This is a genomic window from Pseudomonas sp. AD21, assembly GCF_002878485.1.
Taxonomy (GTDB): Bacteria; Pseudomonadota; Gammaproteobacteria; order Pseudomonadales; family Pseudomonadaceae; genus Aquipseudomonas.
Map to the genome: position 1 here is coordinate 24,461 of NZ_NQYG01000049.1, position 14,668 is coordinate 39,128.

A 14,668-nucleotide genomic window follows, 5' to 3' on the forward strand; every position below is an offset into this window, starting at 1 on the left:
CTCATGCCGCCACGGGTTTGAACGTCATCGCCAGGCCATTCATGCAATAGCGCAGGCCGGTGGGCTTCGGACCGTCGTCGAAGACATGTCCCAGGTGCCCGCCGCAGCGCCGGCAGTGGACTTCATTGCGCGACATGCCGAAGGAACGGTCCTGACGCGTGGCCACTGCGTGCTCCAGCGGCGCCCAGAAACTCGGCCAGCCCGTGCGGCTGTCGAACTTGGTCGCCGACGAAAACAGCGCCAGCTCACAGCCCGCGCAGGCGAAAGTGCCACCGCGATGCTCATCGTTGAGCGGGCTGGTATAGGCCCGCTCAGTGCCTTCTTCACGCAGGATTGCGTACTGCTCGTCAGAAAGCAGTGCGTGCCATTCGCTGTCGCCGTGGGTGACCTCAAACACCGCATCGGCATGGGCCTGATCAATCAGCGCGGTGCCCGGGGACAATTTTGGCAATACACCCGCCACCAGGGCTGCAACCCCCAGCCCGCCACTCGCTACGAGAATCTGTCGCCGTGAAAACATGGCCATCTCCAAAAATTCCAGGTGCCTGTCATGGAACACAGCCTAGGCTTGGGTTGATCGCCAAATCCTCACGGGAAGTTAACGAATTCGTGATAACTCGCCCCGAGGAAAAGCCGCACAATGCGCTCACTGCGCCTAAGGATTGAGCTTGATGGAACCGATCAGACGCATCCTCGTGGTCGAGGATGACCAACACATCGCCGACCTGATCTGCCTGCACCTGCGCGATGAGCATTACGACGTCGTGCACAGCGCCGATGGCGACGAAGGCATGCGCCTGTTGCAACAGGGGCAATGGGATGCGCTGATCCTCGACCTGATGTTGCCGGGAGTCGACGGCCTGGAAATCTGTCGCCGCGCCCGGGCGATGGCGCGCTATACACCGATCATCATCACCAGTGCGCGCTCCAGCGAACTGCACCGTATTCTGGGTCTGGAGCTGGGCGCCGACGACTACCTGGCCAAACCGTTTTCGATGCTGGAACTGGTGGCCCGGGTCAAAGCCCTGCTGCGCCGGGTCGATGCCATGGCACGCAACCTGAAAATGGACGCCGGCAGCCTGAGCCTCGATGGGCTGAACATTGACCCGATCACCCGCGACGTCGCCCTCAATGGCGCCCGCCTGGACCTCACCCCGAGAGAATTCGACCTGCTGTATTTCTTCGCCCGGCAGCCGGGCAAAGTGTTCTCGCGCATGGACCTGCTCAATGCGGTGTGGGGCTACAGCCATGAAGGTTACGAGCACACGGTGAACACCCACATCAATCGTCTGCGAGCGAAAATCGAAAGCGATCCGGCGCAACCGACCCGCATCCTCACCGTGTGGGGCCGTGGCTATAAATTCGGCACGGAACAACCATGAAACTGACCCTGTCGCAGCGCCTGTCGCTGGTGTTCGCCGTGTTGCTGCTGGTGTGCTGCGGCACCTCGGCATGGCTGCAGGTGCGCTCCAGCAAGATGCATGAACTGGAAGTGGTGCAAGGTCTGTCGCGGGATCTGGCGCAGCACATCGCTCATGACACGGTGCTGATGGACAGCAATGGCCTGATGCCCGGTGCCGTGCGCGAGTTGTTCAGCAAGCTGATGCTGGTCAACCCGAGCGTCGAGGTGTATCTGCTCGACACCGAAGGGCGGATTGCCGGCAATGCGGCGCCTGAAGGTCGATTGCGCCGAGAGAAAGTCGACCTTGCACCGATTCAACGACTGCTCGCCGATCAGCCGCTGCCAATCCTCGGCGATGACCCGCGCAGCATCGACGGCCGCAAGGTATTCAGCGCCGCGCCATTGAAGGTCAATGGCAAACCGGCCGGCTATCTGTACGTGGTGCTGCTCAGTGAGGAGCACGACCGTTACGCCGAACGTGGTGCCACCAGCGCCGCGCTCAACACGGCATTGCTGTCGATCGGGCTGGTCGCGCTGCTGTGCCTGATCGCCGGTCTCACAGCGTTCAATCTGATCACCCGGCCCTTACGCCGGCTGACCGACACCGTCAGCCATTTCGACATCGACGGCGCACCGCAACCGCTGCCCGCCCCGTCCCCCGCTGTGGATAAAAGTGCTGACCCGGATGAAATCGCCGTGCTCGGCGCCGCCTTCCGGCAGATGCAAAACCGCCTCGGTGAACAATGGCGCTCGCTGACCCGCCAGGATCAGGAACGCCGCGAGCTGGTGGCGAACATCTCCCATGACCTGCGCACGCCGCTGGCTTCGCTGCACGGTTATCTGGAAACCCTGTCGCTCAAGGACGCCACGCTCACCGCTGAAGAACGCCGGCGCTATCTGGGTATCGCCCTGGATCAAAGCCGCAAGGTCGGTGGGTTGGCGCAATCGTTGCTGGAGCTGGTGCGCCTGGAACACGGTTTTGTGCAGCCGGTGCTGGAGCGTTTCTCTCTGATCGATCTGCTACAGGACATCTTCCAGAAATTCGAACTGGCCGCCGAAGCACGCCACGTCGAACTCAAGGCCAGCTTCGTGCCGAACCTGCCGCCGGTCTGCGCCGACCTCGGGCTGATCGAGCGGGTGCTGACCAACCTGGTGGATAACGCCTTACGCCATACGCCTCAGGGCGGCGAGATCGAGCTGGATTTGAAGCCGCATGGTGCATTGGTTGAAGTGACGGTCAGCGACACCGGCCCCGGCATCGCCCCCGAGTTGCGCGAAGGCCTGTTCCTGCGGCCGTTCAATATCGGCGGGGCGCGGCGCGACGGTGGCCTGGGACTGCGCATCGTGCACCGCATCCTGCAATTGCACGGGCGCGAGATTCAGTTGCTGGATGTTCCGGGGCGCGGCGCGACTTTTCGCTTCTCGCTGCCGACCAATCCGCAAACCGCCGAACAGTGGATGATGCGCTCGATGAATTCGAACGCGCAGGGCAAATAATCGGCACCGTCGGCCTGTTGCTCCGTGACAACACCGCCGCGCTCCCCTAAATTAACCGGCCTGAAAAAGACCTCGCGCTTTCTCATCTCAACTCAAGTTAAAAAAGTAGTGAAATTTCAATGTCCGATTTCAACACCGCTGAATCCGTAGTCACCGAATCGTCCAAAGCGGAATACGAAAACTCCATCAATCTTTCACAACACCTTCCACAAGCCAAAATCATCAGCGAGATGGTGCTGGACGCCTTCCAGTCGACCCGCGAAAGCGACCAGATCCGCGAGCTGCGCGCGGCGATCCGTCAAGCTCACGACCGCTTCGATGACGACAAGGCCTACGAGCTGATGGGCGAACTCAAGGCGCTGAAAGACGCCGAAGCTGCCGACATTGCCGCGCTGGAAGACCTCAGCAGCAAGTTCTCGATCGGCCGCATCCTGTCCAGCTTCAAGGACGATCCGGCGTTCCAGGAAATCGTCTACGGCCTGGCCCTCAAAGTGCTGAACCAGACCCATCAGGCGATCAGCAACCCGAGTGGCGGCAAGAGCAAGGCAGCCAAGAAGAAAGAAGTCGAAATCTTCACCATCAGCAAAGACGGCAGCAGCGTGACCCTGCCAATGCGTACACCACGCTCGCGTCTGAACGTTGACCGTGCAGCGCTGGAGTTCCTCGGTTTCACCTTCGTCGGTGAAGGCGAAGAAGCGGAGCTGGAAGGCGAAACCTTCCTCGACAATGCCGGCACCGAACACGCGATCAACCGCAAGAACATCATCACCGCCCTGCAACAGCAGACCGCGTTCGATGGCTACAGCATCACCGCGCAGTAAGCCCGACGCAGACAAAAAAGCCCCGCACTGAGATTCAGGCGGGGCTTTTTGTTGTCCGGCTTTCGAGGGTTATGCACCCGAATGCAATGCGACGATCATGTCGACCTCAATCGCCGCATTCTTCGGCAACTGATACACACCGACCGTGGTGCGCGTGTGCCGACCGGCATCGCCAAGCACATGACTGAATACATCTGACGCACCGTTGGCCACTTCGCTCAGGTCAACGAAGTCCGGCGTCGACTTCACATAAACGGTGACCCGCAACAACGCCTTGATCTTGTCCAGCGAACCCACCGCATCGACAATCAGCGCCAAGCAGCGCATCGCACTGATACTCGCGGCGGCCTGCGCATCCTTGAGCGTCAACTCCAGCCCTACCCGACCGGGATACAGAATCCTGCCATTGACCCGTGGCACCATGCCGCTGATGTACAGCTCATCATGATGACGGATCAGCGGCGCGTAATTGCCGCCGGCGGTGTTCTCGCCATAAATGTCGTAGTTCAGCTCTTGGGCCAGGGCAATAAAACGCTCGTCGCAGGTCATCCTCTCAGTCATTTCGCCCAGCCTTTTGATCGATGCATGAAGTATCGCGGAGTAGAACAGTTGAGCGCCGAGGGAATAGCATGGCGCTATCACTGAAGGTTGGATCCAAATCTAGGAGGTTTGCGGCAATATCGCAACCTGTCGCCCTGAACGACAAGCCCCGCGACTCTTTAGAATCGCGGGGCTTAAGGATGTATATCAACGAACAATCTAAACAGCGCCTAACCGCTCAACCATATCAGGGAATTTCTCCACCAAGCGGATCAGCAGTGCCGCCTGAGCATTGGGCTTTGACTTTTCCTGTTCCCAATTTCTCAATGTGCTCGGGCTGGTCCTGATTCGCTTTGCAAATACCGCTTGTGACATGTGCAATTTTTCACGCAGTGCAACGATCTCTTTAGCACCAACCTCGGGAACCGGCTTGTCCTCGACGACCGTATTGCGCAACGTAATTTTACCTTCGCGATGGGCGGCCATCTCTTCAACGCCCTGCATCAATTCCGCAAACAGGTCGCGCTTTTTCATGGGGTACCTCGTTTTTTCAACTCTATTTCAATGGCTTTTTTGAGCGCCTTCTCTTGCTCGGCGGACAGATTCTCAAGCTCATCTTTGTCATAAATCGCAAACATCCAAAACTGACGATCATTCATAAGCCAATAGTAAATAACCCGCAAGCCGCCTCGTCGGCCTTTGCCACGTCGGGTATCAGACCAGCGTAATTTTCGGAAGCCACCCGTTCGCGGCATTACGTCGCCCGCCACTGAATTGCACTGCAGATAGCTCTGCAACTCCCGATACTCATCGTCCGTCAGATAACGACCAACGCTCGCAGTAAATATTGTGGTTTCAAAAAATACGGTTCGCATTGGCAAAATATAGGCAAATTGCCTATAGCCAGACTATCAACAAATTCGAATTTTGATAAACATCCGATCAACAAAAAACCCCGCACATCTCTCAATGTGCGGGGTTTTTCGTCAAGCCTTTGAGCCTTACGGCGCGTACGTCAGCAGCAGCTCTGCCGGCACCTTGAAGTCCAGGGACATCATGACGCTCAACGCAGTGATGGTGAAGATCGAGAACACGAACAGCTTGCGTGCCCAGACCGTGTCATCCACCGCCTTGTAGCCGGTCCAGGCCATGTACAACCAGTACATGCCCATGGCCGCAGCAACGGCGAGGTAGCTCATGCCGGCGTAACCGCTGAAGGTCAGCATCAAGGTCGCCACGAGGAACGCCAGGATGTAGAGCAGGATGTGCTTCTTGGCCACTTCGATTCCGCGCTTGACTGGCAACACCGGAATCGATGCGGCCAGGTAGTCGTTGAAGCGGAAGATCGCGATGGCGTAGGAATGCGGCATCTGCCACAGGCTGAACATCACCAGCAGGGTCAGCGCGGCCATGTCGAAGCTGTTGGTTACGGCAACGTAACCGATCACTGGCGGCATGGCGCCCGACAGACTGCCCACCAGCGTGCCGTGAACCGACTTGCGCTTGAGGTACAGGCTGTAGAAGCCGACGTAGATGATGAAGCCGATTACCGCGAACAGGGCGGCCAACGGGTTGGCCACCTTGTACAACAAGGCAACGCCGAGAACACCAAGGATGGTCGCGTAGACCAGGGCCAGTTTCAGGGAGATCAAGCCCTGCACCAGCACCCGGTTCTTGGTGCGTTCCATCTTCAGGTCGATGTCGCGGTCGATGCAATTGTTGAACACGCAACCGGAGGCCACGACCAGGGATGTGCCGATCATGGCGGCCAGGAACACCGCCAGATCTACATGCCCTTTCGAGGCCAGGAAGAACCCGCCTGCCACAGAAAGCACGTTACCGAAAATGATCCCCGGTTTGGTGATTTGGATAAAGTGCTTGAGCGACATCGGGTCTACCTCACTTCGCCATCATGTACGTGTGGATGCTGAACATGATCCACAGCGACAGGCCAACCAGCAGCAGGATCACAATGGCCGTAAAGACAAACGCGATCACGTTGTTACGCTGCGCCACGGAGCGGTCCAGGTGCAGGAAGTAGTACAGGTGAACGATCACCTGAATTACCGCGAACAGCAGGACGATTGCCAGCGTGGTCGACTTAGGCAAGGTCGGGAACATCACCAGGCCGAACGGGATGACGGTCAGGATCACCGACAGGATGAAGCCAATGGCGTACGACTTTACGCTGCCGTGGCCAGCATCATGGCTGTCATGGGAGTGTGCATTAGCCATTACAGAGTCCCCATCAGGTAAACAACGGTGAATACGCAGATCCACACCACGTCCAGGAAGTGCCAGAACAGGCTCAGGCAGCTCAGACGGGTCTTGTTGGTCGCCGTCAGGCCGTGCTTGTTGACCTGGTACATCATGATGCCCATCCAGATCAGACCTGCGGATACGTGCAGACCGTGGGTACCGACCAGGGTGAAGAACGCCGACAGGAAGCCCGAACGGCTAGGACCGAAGCCCTCGGAGATCAGCAGGTGGAACTCGTTGATCTCCATGGCGATGAAGCCTGCGCCGAGCAGGAAGGTCATGAACAACCAGCCCAGGACCTGCTGCTTTTTACCTTTGTACAACGCCAGCATGGCGAAGCCGTAGGTGATCGAACTGAACAACAGCAGAGCGGTTTCGCCCAGCACGTATGGCAGTTCAAAGATGTCGTGGCCCGACGGGCCACCGGCGACGTTGTTTACCAGTACTGCGTACACCGCGAAGATCGACGCAAACAGAATGCAGTCGGTCATCAGGTAGAGCCAGAAACCGTATACGGTCATCTCGCCCGAGTCGTGGTGATGGTCATCGTGCCCATGGTCACCATGGGCGTGTCCAACATTGGTCACTAAGTTCGACATGGTTTAAGCCTGTTCCAACGAGGTTACACGGGTGGCATCAGCCGGGATTTTCCCTGCTGCGACCAGACGCTTGTGCTGCTCGGCTTCGATGCGCTCGATCGTTTCAACCGGAACCATATAGCCCTGGTCGTCACGTGCGGCGTGGATCACGAAGTAGATGACAGTGCCGGCCAGGCTGGCGATCGCCAACCACCAGATGTGCCAGATCATCGCGAAACCGAAGACGGTCAGCAGTGCGCCCATTACCACACCGGTAGCGGTGTTGTTCGGCATGTGGATCGGCTCGTACTTGGCCGGAGTCTGGTACGCGGTACCGTTTTCCTTGGCTTCGGTGAACGGGTCGATGCAGTCAGCCTTAGGCAGCACAGCGAAGTTGTAGAACGGAGGTGGCGACGAGGTCGACCATTCCAGAGTGTGTGCATTCCACGGGTCACCGTGATCGCAAACGTTCTCTGGCTTCTTGCGGTCACGCACACTGACGTACAGCTGGATCAGTTGGCAGGCGATACCGGCAGCGATCATTACCGCACCGAACATGGCAACGTACAGGTACGGTACCCACTCAGGGTTGGTGGTGGCATTCAGACGACGGGTCATGCCCATGAAGCCCAGTGCATAGAGCGGCATGAACGCAACGAAGAAGCCCGAGATCCAGAACCAGAACGCTGCTTTACCCCAGCCTTCGTGCAGCTTGAAGCCGAACGCTTTCGGGAAGTAGAAGCCGAAACCTGCGATGTAGCCGAATACCGCACCGCCGATGATCACGTTGTGGAAGTGCGCGATCACGAACAGGCTGTTGTGCAGAACGAAGTCAGCACCCGGGATGGCCAGCAGTACGCCGGTCATGCCGCCGATGGCGAAAGTCACCATGAAGCCCAGGGTCCACAGAACCTGGCTGGTGAAGCGCAGACGGCCCTGGTAGATGGTGAACAGCCAGTTAAATAGCTTCACACCCGTCGGGATGGAAATCAGCATCGTCGCCAGACCGAAGAAGGCGTTGACGCTCGCACCCGAACCCATGGTGAAGAAGTGGTGCAGCCAAACCATGAAGCCCAGTACCGAGATCGCGCCCGAAGCGTAGATCATCGAGTGGTGGCCGAACAGTTTCTTGCCGGTGAATGCCGAGATCACTTCCGAGAAGATGCCGAATGCCGGCAGGATCAGGATGTAAACCTCAGGGTGGCCCCACGCCCAGAACAGGTTGACGTACATCATTGGATTGCCACCAAGTTCATTGGTGAAAATGTGGAAATCCATGTAACGGTCAAGGGTCAGCAGTGCCAGGGTAGCGGTCAGGATCGGGAACGAAGCCACGATCAGAACGTTTGCCCAGGTGCAGGTCCAGGTGAAGATCGGCATGTCCATCAGTTTCATGCCAGGGGTACGCATTTTCAGCACGGTCGCGAGGAAGTTAACCCCCGTCAGCGTCGTACCTAACCCGGATAGCTGTAGCGCCCAGATGTAGTAGTCCATGCCCACGCCAGGGCTGTATTGCAGACCCGACAGCGGTGGATACGCAACCCAACCGGTCTTGGCGAATTCGCCGACGCCCAGGGACAGGTTGATCAGCACTACGCCGGACACCAGCAGCCAGAAGCTCAGGGAGTTCAGGAACGGGAACGCAACGTCACGCGCGCCGATCTGCAGCGGCACTGCAAGGTTCATCAGGCCGGTGAAGAATGGCATCGCCATGAAGATGATCATGATCACACCGTGAGCGGTGAAGATCTGGTCATAGTGTTCAGGTGGCAGGTAGCCAGGCGAACCCTCGGTGGCCATGGCCAACTGGGTACGCATCATGATGGCGTCGGCAAAACCGCGCAGCAGCATGACCATGGCGACGATGATGTACATCACGCCGATTTTCTTGTGGTCGACCGAGGTCAACCACTCGGTCCACAAGTAAGTCCACTTCTTGAAGTAGGTGATTGCAGCGAACAACGCCAGACCACCGAGCGCGATCATGGAGATGGTAATCATCACAATCGGTTCGTGGAACGGGATCGCTTCCCAACTTAATTTACCAAACATCGTTTACTCCTCTGCACCGGCAGCTGAATGCGAACTCGAGTCCACTTCCGTGGCCGCCACTTCTTTCTCTTTCTTCTCGTGCTTCAGCGGCTTGCCCGGCTTCATACCTTCGTACTTGTCGACGATGATCTGGAACTGGTTCGGCGTGACCGAGGAGTAGAGCTCGACTGGGTTGTTCTGGCTCGGCTTGGCAAGGGCTGCGTATTCAGCTTGATCAAGCTGTTTAGGTGACTTCTTGACTTCACTTACCCAGGCGTCGAAATCTTCCTGAGAAGTTGCGATCGCTTTGAATTTCATACCGGTGAAACCGGCACCGCTGTAGTTGGCTGAGATACCGTCCATTTCAGCGTTGCGGTCAGCGATCAGGTGCAGTTTGGTCTGCATGCCCGCCATCGCGTAGATCTGGCCGCCCAGGCCCGGGATGAAGAACGAGTTCATCACGGCGTCGGAGGTGATCTTGAAGTTGATTGGCGTGTGCGCCGGGAACACGATCTTGTTGACCGTGGCAATGCCTTGTTCCGGGTAGATGAACAGCCACTTCCAGTCCAGCGCGACCACTTCGATGGTCACTGGCTTGACGTCAGACTCGATCGGACGATACGGATCCAGCTTGTGGGTCGAAATGTAGGTGATGTAACCCAGGGCAATGATGATCAGGACCGGGATGGTCCAGACTGCCACTTCGATTTTGGTCGAGTGCGACCATTTCGGGGTGTAGACGGCATCCTTGTTGGACGCGCGGTACTTCCAGGCGAACAGGAAGGTCATGACGATAACCGGCACAACGACCAACAGCATCAGCAGCGTGGCGGTGATGATCAGGTTGCGCTGTTCCAGGCCGACCTGGCCCGTTGGATTGAGCAGGGTCATGTTGCAGCCTCCCAGCAACAACGTGCCGAGCAGCGGCACTAGGCCTAGTAATCTGGGGTACCTGTTTTTACTCATCTCACGACCTCTAAAGCAGCTTGCGCAATGCAGTTGGGTTTTGATCGCCAACACTTCACCCTGCCAAGGGTTGGCATTTTCTTTGGATTGAATAAGGGCCGCCCGTCGCGCGTCAGACGCTCGACAAAACCTGGGACGGCGGTCAGTTCTTATTCGAATTCGTGGTCAAAGGCCTTGTTACAGACCAATTCCATTTGGTGCGGAAAGTTGGAAGGCACCGACACCTGGGTGTCTTGAAAGCCTTTCGACTCACTCGACACCCGACTTCCTGCTCGCCTCCTTAATAAAGGCTGAACAGTGCCGGGAATTCAGTGCGGGCGATTGTAGATAGGTAGCGCCCTATACACCATGTCTTATCCCGAAATAATTTTTATCGCTCAGAGCAACAATCCATCACCGTTTTTGCAAAAGTTCCGCATGGTATCGAAATCAATTCTCAACAAAAACACCAAAAAATGTAGGTCTATCCACCTCAGTTCAAACAGCTCTGACAGCTTTTTGCCAACGCCGAATCGGCTCAAAGCCCGATATTCCAAGGCCTCTGGCCATCTGCCAGAGCTTGTTAAAACTGTCTGATCTGGCACACGTGTGCAAAACCAGAAAAATGCCGAAACAGACCAATCCTTTTTTGTAACAACGCAGCGATCCGTGTCGCCGAAATGCCCTGCGACAGGGCGCGTGTGACAACATGTCGCACACCTGTCGCACTCTCCATTGCCGTTCGTCACGGTGATTTCACAAACGCTCTGAAATGCAAAACGCCCCGATCGGCTGATCCGCAAATCGGGGCGTTTTCTGTATCGGCCAATCAGCCGAAGAGTTGATTCAGCGCAGTGCTTTTCGGTTACGCGAGGTCAGCAGAGGCACCAGGATCACCACCAGCACGAAGGCCACCAGTGCCCATTGCGCCAGCGACAGACCGAGGATCGGCGGGTACGGTGTCGAGCAGAAACCGTCGACCTGGAAGCCCAGCGGGAAGATTTTCGCCAGCGGCAGGCCATCGACAATCGGCTGCAACACGTCGATGCCGCAGCTCACCGCCGGATAGAACTGGGTGTACACGTGGTGGCCGGCAACACCGGCGCCGGCGATCGCGCAGATCACCACCAGCACCTCGAACACGGTGATGCTGCGGCGCGTGCGCATGGCCGCGCCTATAAAGGCGAACAGTGCGATCAGCAGCAATGCATAACGCTGCAGGATGCACAGCGGGCATGGCGCCTCGCCCAGTACGATTTGCATATAAAGCGCGCCACCGATCAGCGCCAGACAGATGATCCCCAACAGCACCAGAAAGCGCCGCTCACGGCCCAACCGAATTGTTTCCTCGCTCATCGCGTTTCCCTTTTATGTCCATGGTTCAGCCGGCCGACGGCTGAAAGTTGTCGCAAGTCTACACCGGGGGAATAAACGATAAAGCGGTTAAGGATTCATTAATCCTTGGATTATGTTTCACAAATTCAGACCGCATAACGGCCTTCGCGAGCAAGCCCGCTCCCACATTTGACCGAGCTGAACACAAACTCTGTGGTCAACATCAGTCCACTGTGGGAGCGGGCTTGCTCGCGAAGGGGGCAACTCGGTTTCAGATCATTCCAAAGCAGCAGCCGGCCCAAAGAACTCGTAACGGCTTTGCTGCTCCGGCACACCCAGCGCTTTCAGATGACGTTTGATCGCGCCCATGAAGCCTTTCGGCCCAAGGAAGTAGGCGTCGACATCACGCTGCTCCGGCAGCCATTCGCCGAGCAGTTCCTGACTCAACATGCCGACGTTGTCCGCCGCCGGACTCACGCCATCGTCTTCGGCGTAGCAGTAGAAACGCTTGAGCTGCGGGTGACGTGCCGCCAAGCCATCGATCCAGTCACGGAACGCATGGACGCTGCCGTTGCGCGCGCAGTGGATAAAGTGCACCGGACGCTCGGTTTCCAGCGCCGCCTCAAGCATCGCCAGCGTCGGGGTGATGCCGACGCCACCGCTGATCAGCACCAGCGGCTTGTCGCTCGCGGTCAAGGTGAACTCGCCCGATGGCGGGAACAACTGAATGCTCGCGCCGACGTGCAGTTGATCGTGCAAGTGATTGGACGCACGGCCACCCGGTTCACGCTTGACGCTGATGCGGTACTGACCTTTGTTGGCCAGCGCCGACAGCGAATAGTTGCGGCGGACTTCTTCGCCGTCGAGGATCAGCTTCATGCCGATGTACTGACCCGGCTCGGCCGCCAGGATCGGGCCTTTGTCCGCAGGTTCGAAGTAGAAGGAGATGATTTCAGCGCTCTCCTCGACCTTGGCCGCAACGATGAATTCACGCGCGCCGCGCCAGCCACCGACTGCGTGTTCCTTCTGGTCATAGATAGCCGTTTCGGCGCCGATCAGGATGTCCGCCAGTTGCCCGTAAGCTGCGCCCCAGGCGCTCATCACTTCGGGAGTGGCGATCTCTTCGCCGAGTACTTCGGAGATGGCACGCAGCAGGCACGTACCGACAATCGGGTAGTGCTCCGGGAGGATCTGCAGGGCCACGTGCTTGTTGATGATCTTCGCCACCAGATCACCCAACTGGTCGAGCTGATCGATATGGCGGGCGTACATCAATACCCCGTTGGCGAGGGCGCGCGGCTGGTCGCCGCTGGCTTGATGCGCCTGGTTGAACAACGGGCGCACTTCAGGGTATTCAGAGAGCATCATGCGGTAGAAGTGCGTGATCAGCGCCTCACCGCCGCTTTCCAGCAGGGGTACGGTGGATTTGACGATGGCACGATCCTGGACGCTAAGCATAAGAGTGACTCCTGAGCTTTGTTAAAAAAGTTACTTTAGGCTAATCACCTTTCGTGCCAACTTTTTAATATATATAAATCAATAGCTTAAGAATTACGTAGTCATATCGACTCAAAGGGCTTTATAGTCATCGCGACTACATCTTGTCTCTTTGACTACAAGACCATGACTGCCAAATCCCTGCTGACTGCTTTGCTGCCTTTAGTCTCCGACCTGTCTCGCGAATTGCCCGAGGGCGAGCGCTATCGGCGTTTGCTTGAGGCCATGCGCGCACTGCTGCCGTGCGATGCCGCCGCGTTGTTGCGCCTCGACGGTGAATCGCTGGTGCCGCTGGCGGTGGATGGCTTGAGCACTGACACCCTCGGTCGTCGCTTTAAAGTCAGCGAGCACCCGCGTTTCGATATTTTACTGGCCGGTGCCGGGCCAACGCGTTTCGCCGCCGACAGCGACTTGCCCGATCCTTATGACGGTTTGGTCGATGGGCTCGACGAACATCTGGAAGTCCACGACTGCCTCGGCTGTCCTCTGTTTGTCGATGAAAAGCTCTGGGGCTTGATCACCCTCGACGCGCTTGATCCCGAGCGCTTCGAACCGATCGAACTCGATGCCCTGCAAGCCTTCGCCAGCCTTGCGTCAGCCACGGTCAACGCCGCCGAACGCATCGAGCGCCTGGCCATGCGTGCCGAAGACGAGCACCAGCGCGCCGAGGTCTACCGTCAGGCCAGCGGCCAGCAGAACCGCGAAATGATCGGCCAGAGCAAAGCGCTGAAACAGCTGGTGGAAGAAATCAATCTGGTCGGCGGCAGCGATCTGACGGTGCTGATCACCGGTGAAACCGGGGTCGGCAAAGAGCTGGTGGCGCAAGCAATCCACGCCGCGTCACTGCGCGCCGACAAACCGATCATCAGCCTTAACTGCGCCGCCCTCCCCGATACCCTGGTCGAAAGCGAATTGTTCGGCCACGTGCGCGGCGCCTTCACCGGCGCCACCAGCGACCGTCGCGGCAAGTTTGAGCTGGCCAATGGTGGCAGCCTGTTTCTCGATGAAGTCGGTGAGTTGTCGCTGACCGTGCAGGCCAAGTTGCTGCGCGTGTTGCAGAGCGGCCAGTTGCAGCGGCTGGGCTCGGACAAGGAGCATCAGGTCGATGTGCGCCTGATCGCTGCGACCAACCGCAACCTCGCGGAAGAAGTGCGCAGCGGGCGCTATCGTGCCGACTTCTATCATCGCTTGAGCGTGTACCCGCTAAAGGTGCCGGCGCTGCGCGATCGGGGGCGTGACGTGTTGTTGCTCAGTGGTTTTTTTCTCGAGCAGAACCGCTCGCGCATGGGCCTCAACAGCCTGCGTCTGAACAGCGACGCCCAGGAAGCCCTGCTCGCCTACACTTGGCCGGGCAACGTGCGCGAACTGGAACACTTGATCGGCCGCAGTGCGCTGAAGGCATTGGGCAACTGCAAAGTGCGGCCGAAAATCCTCAGCCTGAGCGCGGCGGATCTGGATTTGCCCCGTGAGGTTGTGGATAACTCGAGCGCCCCGACTGCCGAAGTTGTAGCGACGGCACCGTTGATCGGCGGCGATTTGCGCAGTGCCACTGAGGAGTATCAGCGCCGCTTGATCAGTGCTGCGCTGGAACGCAATCAGGATAACTGGGCGAGCGCGGCGCGGGAACTGGGGCTGGATAGAGCCAACCTCGGCCGCATGGCCAAGCGGTTGGGTATGAAGGGCTAGAAGCACACCCTCACCCTAGCCCTCTCCCTGTATGTACCGGAGACATGGTGGACACATGTTCGGAGACATGGTGGACG

15 protein-coding genes are annotated in these 14,668 nt (G+C 58.0%); 4 read left to right on the top strand and 11 right to left on the bottom strand.

Features of this window, described 5'->3' with window-relative positions; translation table 11 throughout:
• Window position 1 precedes the first annotated feature (1 nt).
• Window positions 2–520 carry a peptide-methionine (R)-S-oxide reductase MsrB gene (gene msrB, locus PseAD21_RS22515; protein ID WP_102357939.1) on the bottom strand — a complete coding sequence of 173 codons (519 nt, stop codon included), beginning with the start codon at window positions 518–520 and terminating at the stop codon, window positions 2–4.
• 151 nt (window positions 521–671) lie between these two features.
• Between msrB and PseAD21_RS22520 the strand changes: the two genes are divergently transcribed.
• The 3 genes from PseAD21_RS22520 (at window position 672) to PseAD21_RS22530 (ending at window position 3,720) form a co-directional block, all read left to right on the top strand.
• On the top strand, window positions 672–1,382 hold the full coding sequence (locus tag PseAD21_RS22520; protein WP_102357923.1) for a response regulator transcription factor: 711 nt from the start codon (window positions 672–674) through the stop codon (window positions 1,380–1,382).
• Window positions 1,379–2,899 carry a HAMP domain-containing sensor histidine kinase gene (locus PseAD21_RS22525; RefSeq protein ID WP_102357925.1) on the top strand — a complete coding sequence of 507 codons (1,521 nt, stop codon included), beginning with the start codon at window positions 1,379–1,381 and terminating at the stop codon, window positions 2,897–2,899. Before PseAD21_RS22520 ends, PseAD21_RS22525 begins: the two co-directional genes overlap by 4 nt.
• 119 nt (window positions 2,900–3,018) lie before the next feature.
• Window positions 3,019–3,720, top strand: coding sequence for a hypothetical protein (locus PseAD21_RS22530; protein WP_102357926.1), 702 nt, complete (start codon window positions 3,019–3,021; stop codon window positions 3,718–3,720).
• Between the two features lie 69 nt (window positions 3,721–3,789).
• On the opposite strand, the gene PseAD21_RS22535 is transcribed toward PseAD21_RS22530, so the two are convergent.
• From PseAD21_RS22535 to hmpA, 10 genes are all read right to left on the bottom strand, one after another.
• Window positions 3,790–4,281, bottom strand: a complete 492-nt coding sequence (locus tag PseAD21_RS22535; protein ID WP_102357928.1) for a RidA family protein — start codon at window positions 4,279–4,281, stop codon at window positions 3,790–3,792.
• Between the two features lie 198 nt (window positions 4,282–4,479).
• Window positions 4,480–4,794: a DNA-binding transcriptional regulator gene (locus tag PseAD21_RS22540; protein WP_025109259.1), complete on the bottom strand. Its 315-nt coding sequence runs from the start codon at window positions 4,792–4,794 to the stop codon at window positions 4,480–4,482.
• Window positions 4,791–5,135, bottom strand: a complete 345-nt coding sequence (locus PseAD21_RS22545) for a toxin (RefSeq protein ID WP_102357929.1) — start codon at window positions 5,133–5,135, stop codon at window positions 4,791–4,793. Before PseAD21_RS22545 ends, PseAD21_RS22540 begins: the two co-directional genes overlap by 4 nt.
• A gap of 126 nt (window positions 5,136–5,261) precedes the next feature.
• Entirely contained in the window at window positions 5,262–6,149 is an 888-nt protein-coding gene (gene cyoE / locus PseAD21_RS22550; protein WP_003227980.1) for a heme o synthase, read from the bottom strand.
• 10 nt (window positions 6,150–6,159) lie between these two features.
• On the bottom strand, window positions 6,160–6,495 hold the full coding sequence (gene cyoD, locus PseAD21_RS22555; RefSeq protein WP_025109261.1) for a cytochrome o ubiquinol oxidase subunit IV: 336 nt from the start codon (window positions 6,493–6,495) through the stop codon (window positions 6,160–6,162).
• Complete coding sequence (cyoC, locus tag PseAD21_RS22560; protein ID WP_003227982.1) at window positions 6,495–7,118, bottom strand: cytochrome o ubiquinol oxidase subunit III; 624 nt, start codon at window positions 7,116–7,118, stop codon at window positions 6,495–6,497. Before cyoC ends, cyoD begins: the two co-directional genes overlap by 1 nt.
• Window positions 7,119–7,121: 3 nt before the next feature.
• Window positions 7,122–9,149: a cytochrome o ubiquinol oxidase subunit I gene (gene cyoB, locus PseAD21_RS22565; protein WP_025109262.1), complete on the bottom strand. Its 2,028-nt coding sequence runs from the start codon at window positions 9,147–9,149 to the stop codon at window positions 7,122–7,124.
• A gap of 3 nt (window positions 9,150–9,152) precedes the next feature.
• Window positions 9,153–10,094: a ubiquinol oxidase subunit II gene (cyoA, locus tag PseAD21_RS22570; RefSeq protein WP_025109263.1), complete on the bottom strand. Its 942-nt coding sequence runs from the start codon at window positions 10,092–10,094 to the stop codon at window positions 9,153–9,155.
• An 825-nt stretch (window positions 10,095–10,919) separates the two neighbouring features.
• Window positions 10,920–11,429 (bottom strand): disulfide bond formation protein B, encoded by a 510-nt coding sequence (locus tag PseAD21_RS22580; protein WP_102357931.1) that lies wholly within the window; start codon window positions 11,427–11,429, stop codon window positions 10,920–10,922.
• A 255-nt stretch (window positions 11,430–11,684) separates the two neighbouring features.
• The gene (hmpA, locus tag PseAD21_RS22585) at window positions 11,685–12,866 is read right to left on the bottom strand and encodes an NO-inducible flavohemoprotein (RefSeq protein WP_102357933.1); all 1,182 of its coding nucleotides are present in this window, start codon (window positions 12,864–12,866) and stop codon (window positions 11,685–11,687) included.
• Between the two features lie 165 nt (window positions 12,867–13,031).
• Between hmpA and norR the strand changes: the two genes are divergently transcribed.
• Entirely contained in the window at window positions 13,032–14,591 is a 1,560-nt protein-coding gene (gene norR / locus PseAD21_RS22590) for a nitric oxide reductase transcriptional regulator NorR (protein WP_102357934.1), read from the top strand.
• Window positions 14,592–14,668 lie beyond the last annotated feature (77 nt).

What these genes read in the sequence shown, in the direction of transcription:
- msrB (WP_102357939.1), bottom strand. Translation starts at nt 520, where the DNA reads ATGTTTTCACGGCGACAGATTCTCGTAGCGAGTGGCGGGCTGGGGGTT.
- PseAD21_RS22520 (WP_102357923.1), top strand. Translation starts at nt 672, where the DNA reads ATGGAACCGATCAGACGCATCCTCGTGGTCGAGGATGACCAACACATC.
- PseAD21_RS22525 (WP_102357925.1), top strand. Translation starts at nt 1,379, where the DNA reads ATGAAACTGACCCTGTCGCAGCGCCTGTCGCTGGTGTTCGCCGTGTTG.
- PseAD21_RS22530 (WP_102357926.1), top strand. Translation starts at nt 3,019, where the DNA reads ATGTCCGATTTCAACACCGCTGAATCCGTAGTCACCGAATCGTCCAAA.
- PseAD21_RS22535 (WP_102357928.1), bottom strand. Translation starts at nt 4,281, where the DNA reads ATGACTGAGAGGATGACCTGCGACGAGCGTTTTATTGCCCTGGCCCAA.
- PseAD21_RS22540 (WP_025109259.1), bottom strand. Translation starts at nt 4,794, where the DNA reads ATGAAAAAGCGCGACCTGTTTGCGGAATTGATGCAGGGCGTTGAAGAG.
- PseAD21_RS22545 (WP_102357929.1), bottom strand. Translation starts at nt 5,135, where the DNA reads ATGCGAACCGTATTTTTTGAAACCACAATATTTACTGCGAGCGTTGGT.
- cyoE (WP_003227980.1), bottom strand. Translation starts at nt 6,149, where the DNA reads ATGTCGCTCAAGCACTTTATCCAAATCACCAAACCGGGGATCATTTTC.
- cyoD (WP_025109261.1), bottom strand. Translation starts at nt 6,495, where the DNA reads ATGGCTAATGCACACTCCCATGACAGCCATGATGCTGGCCACGGCAGC.
- cyoC (WP_003227982.1), bottom strand. Translation starts at nt 7,118, where the DNA reads ATGTCGAACTTAGTGACCAATGTTGGACACGCCCATGGTGACCATGGG.
- cyoB (WP_025109262.1), bottom strand. Translation starts at nt 9,149, where the DNA reads ATGTTTGGTAAATTAAGTTGGGAAGCGATCCCGTTCCACGAACCGATT.
- cyoA (WP_025109263.1), bottom strand. Translation starts at nt 10,094, where the DNA reads ATGAGTAAAAACAGGTACCCCAGATTACTAGGCCTAGTGCCGCTGCTC.
- PseAD21_RS22580 (WP_102357931.1), bottom strand. Translation starts at nt 11,429, where the DNA reads ATGAGCGAGGAAACAATTCGGTTGGGCCGTGAGCGGCGCTTTCTGGTG.
- hmpA (WP_102357933.1), bottom strand. Translation starts at nt 12,866, where the DNA reads ATGCTTAGCGTCCAGGATCGTGCCATCGTCAAATCCACCGTACCCCTG.
- norR (WP_102357934.1), top strand. Translation starts at nt 13,032, where the DNA reads ATGACTGCCAAATCCCTGCTGACTGCTTTGCTGCCTTTAGTCTCCGAC.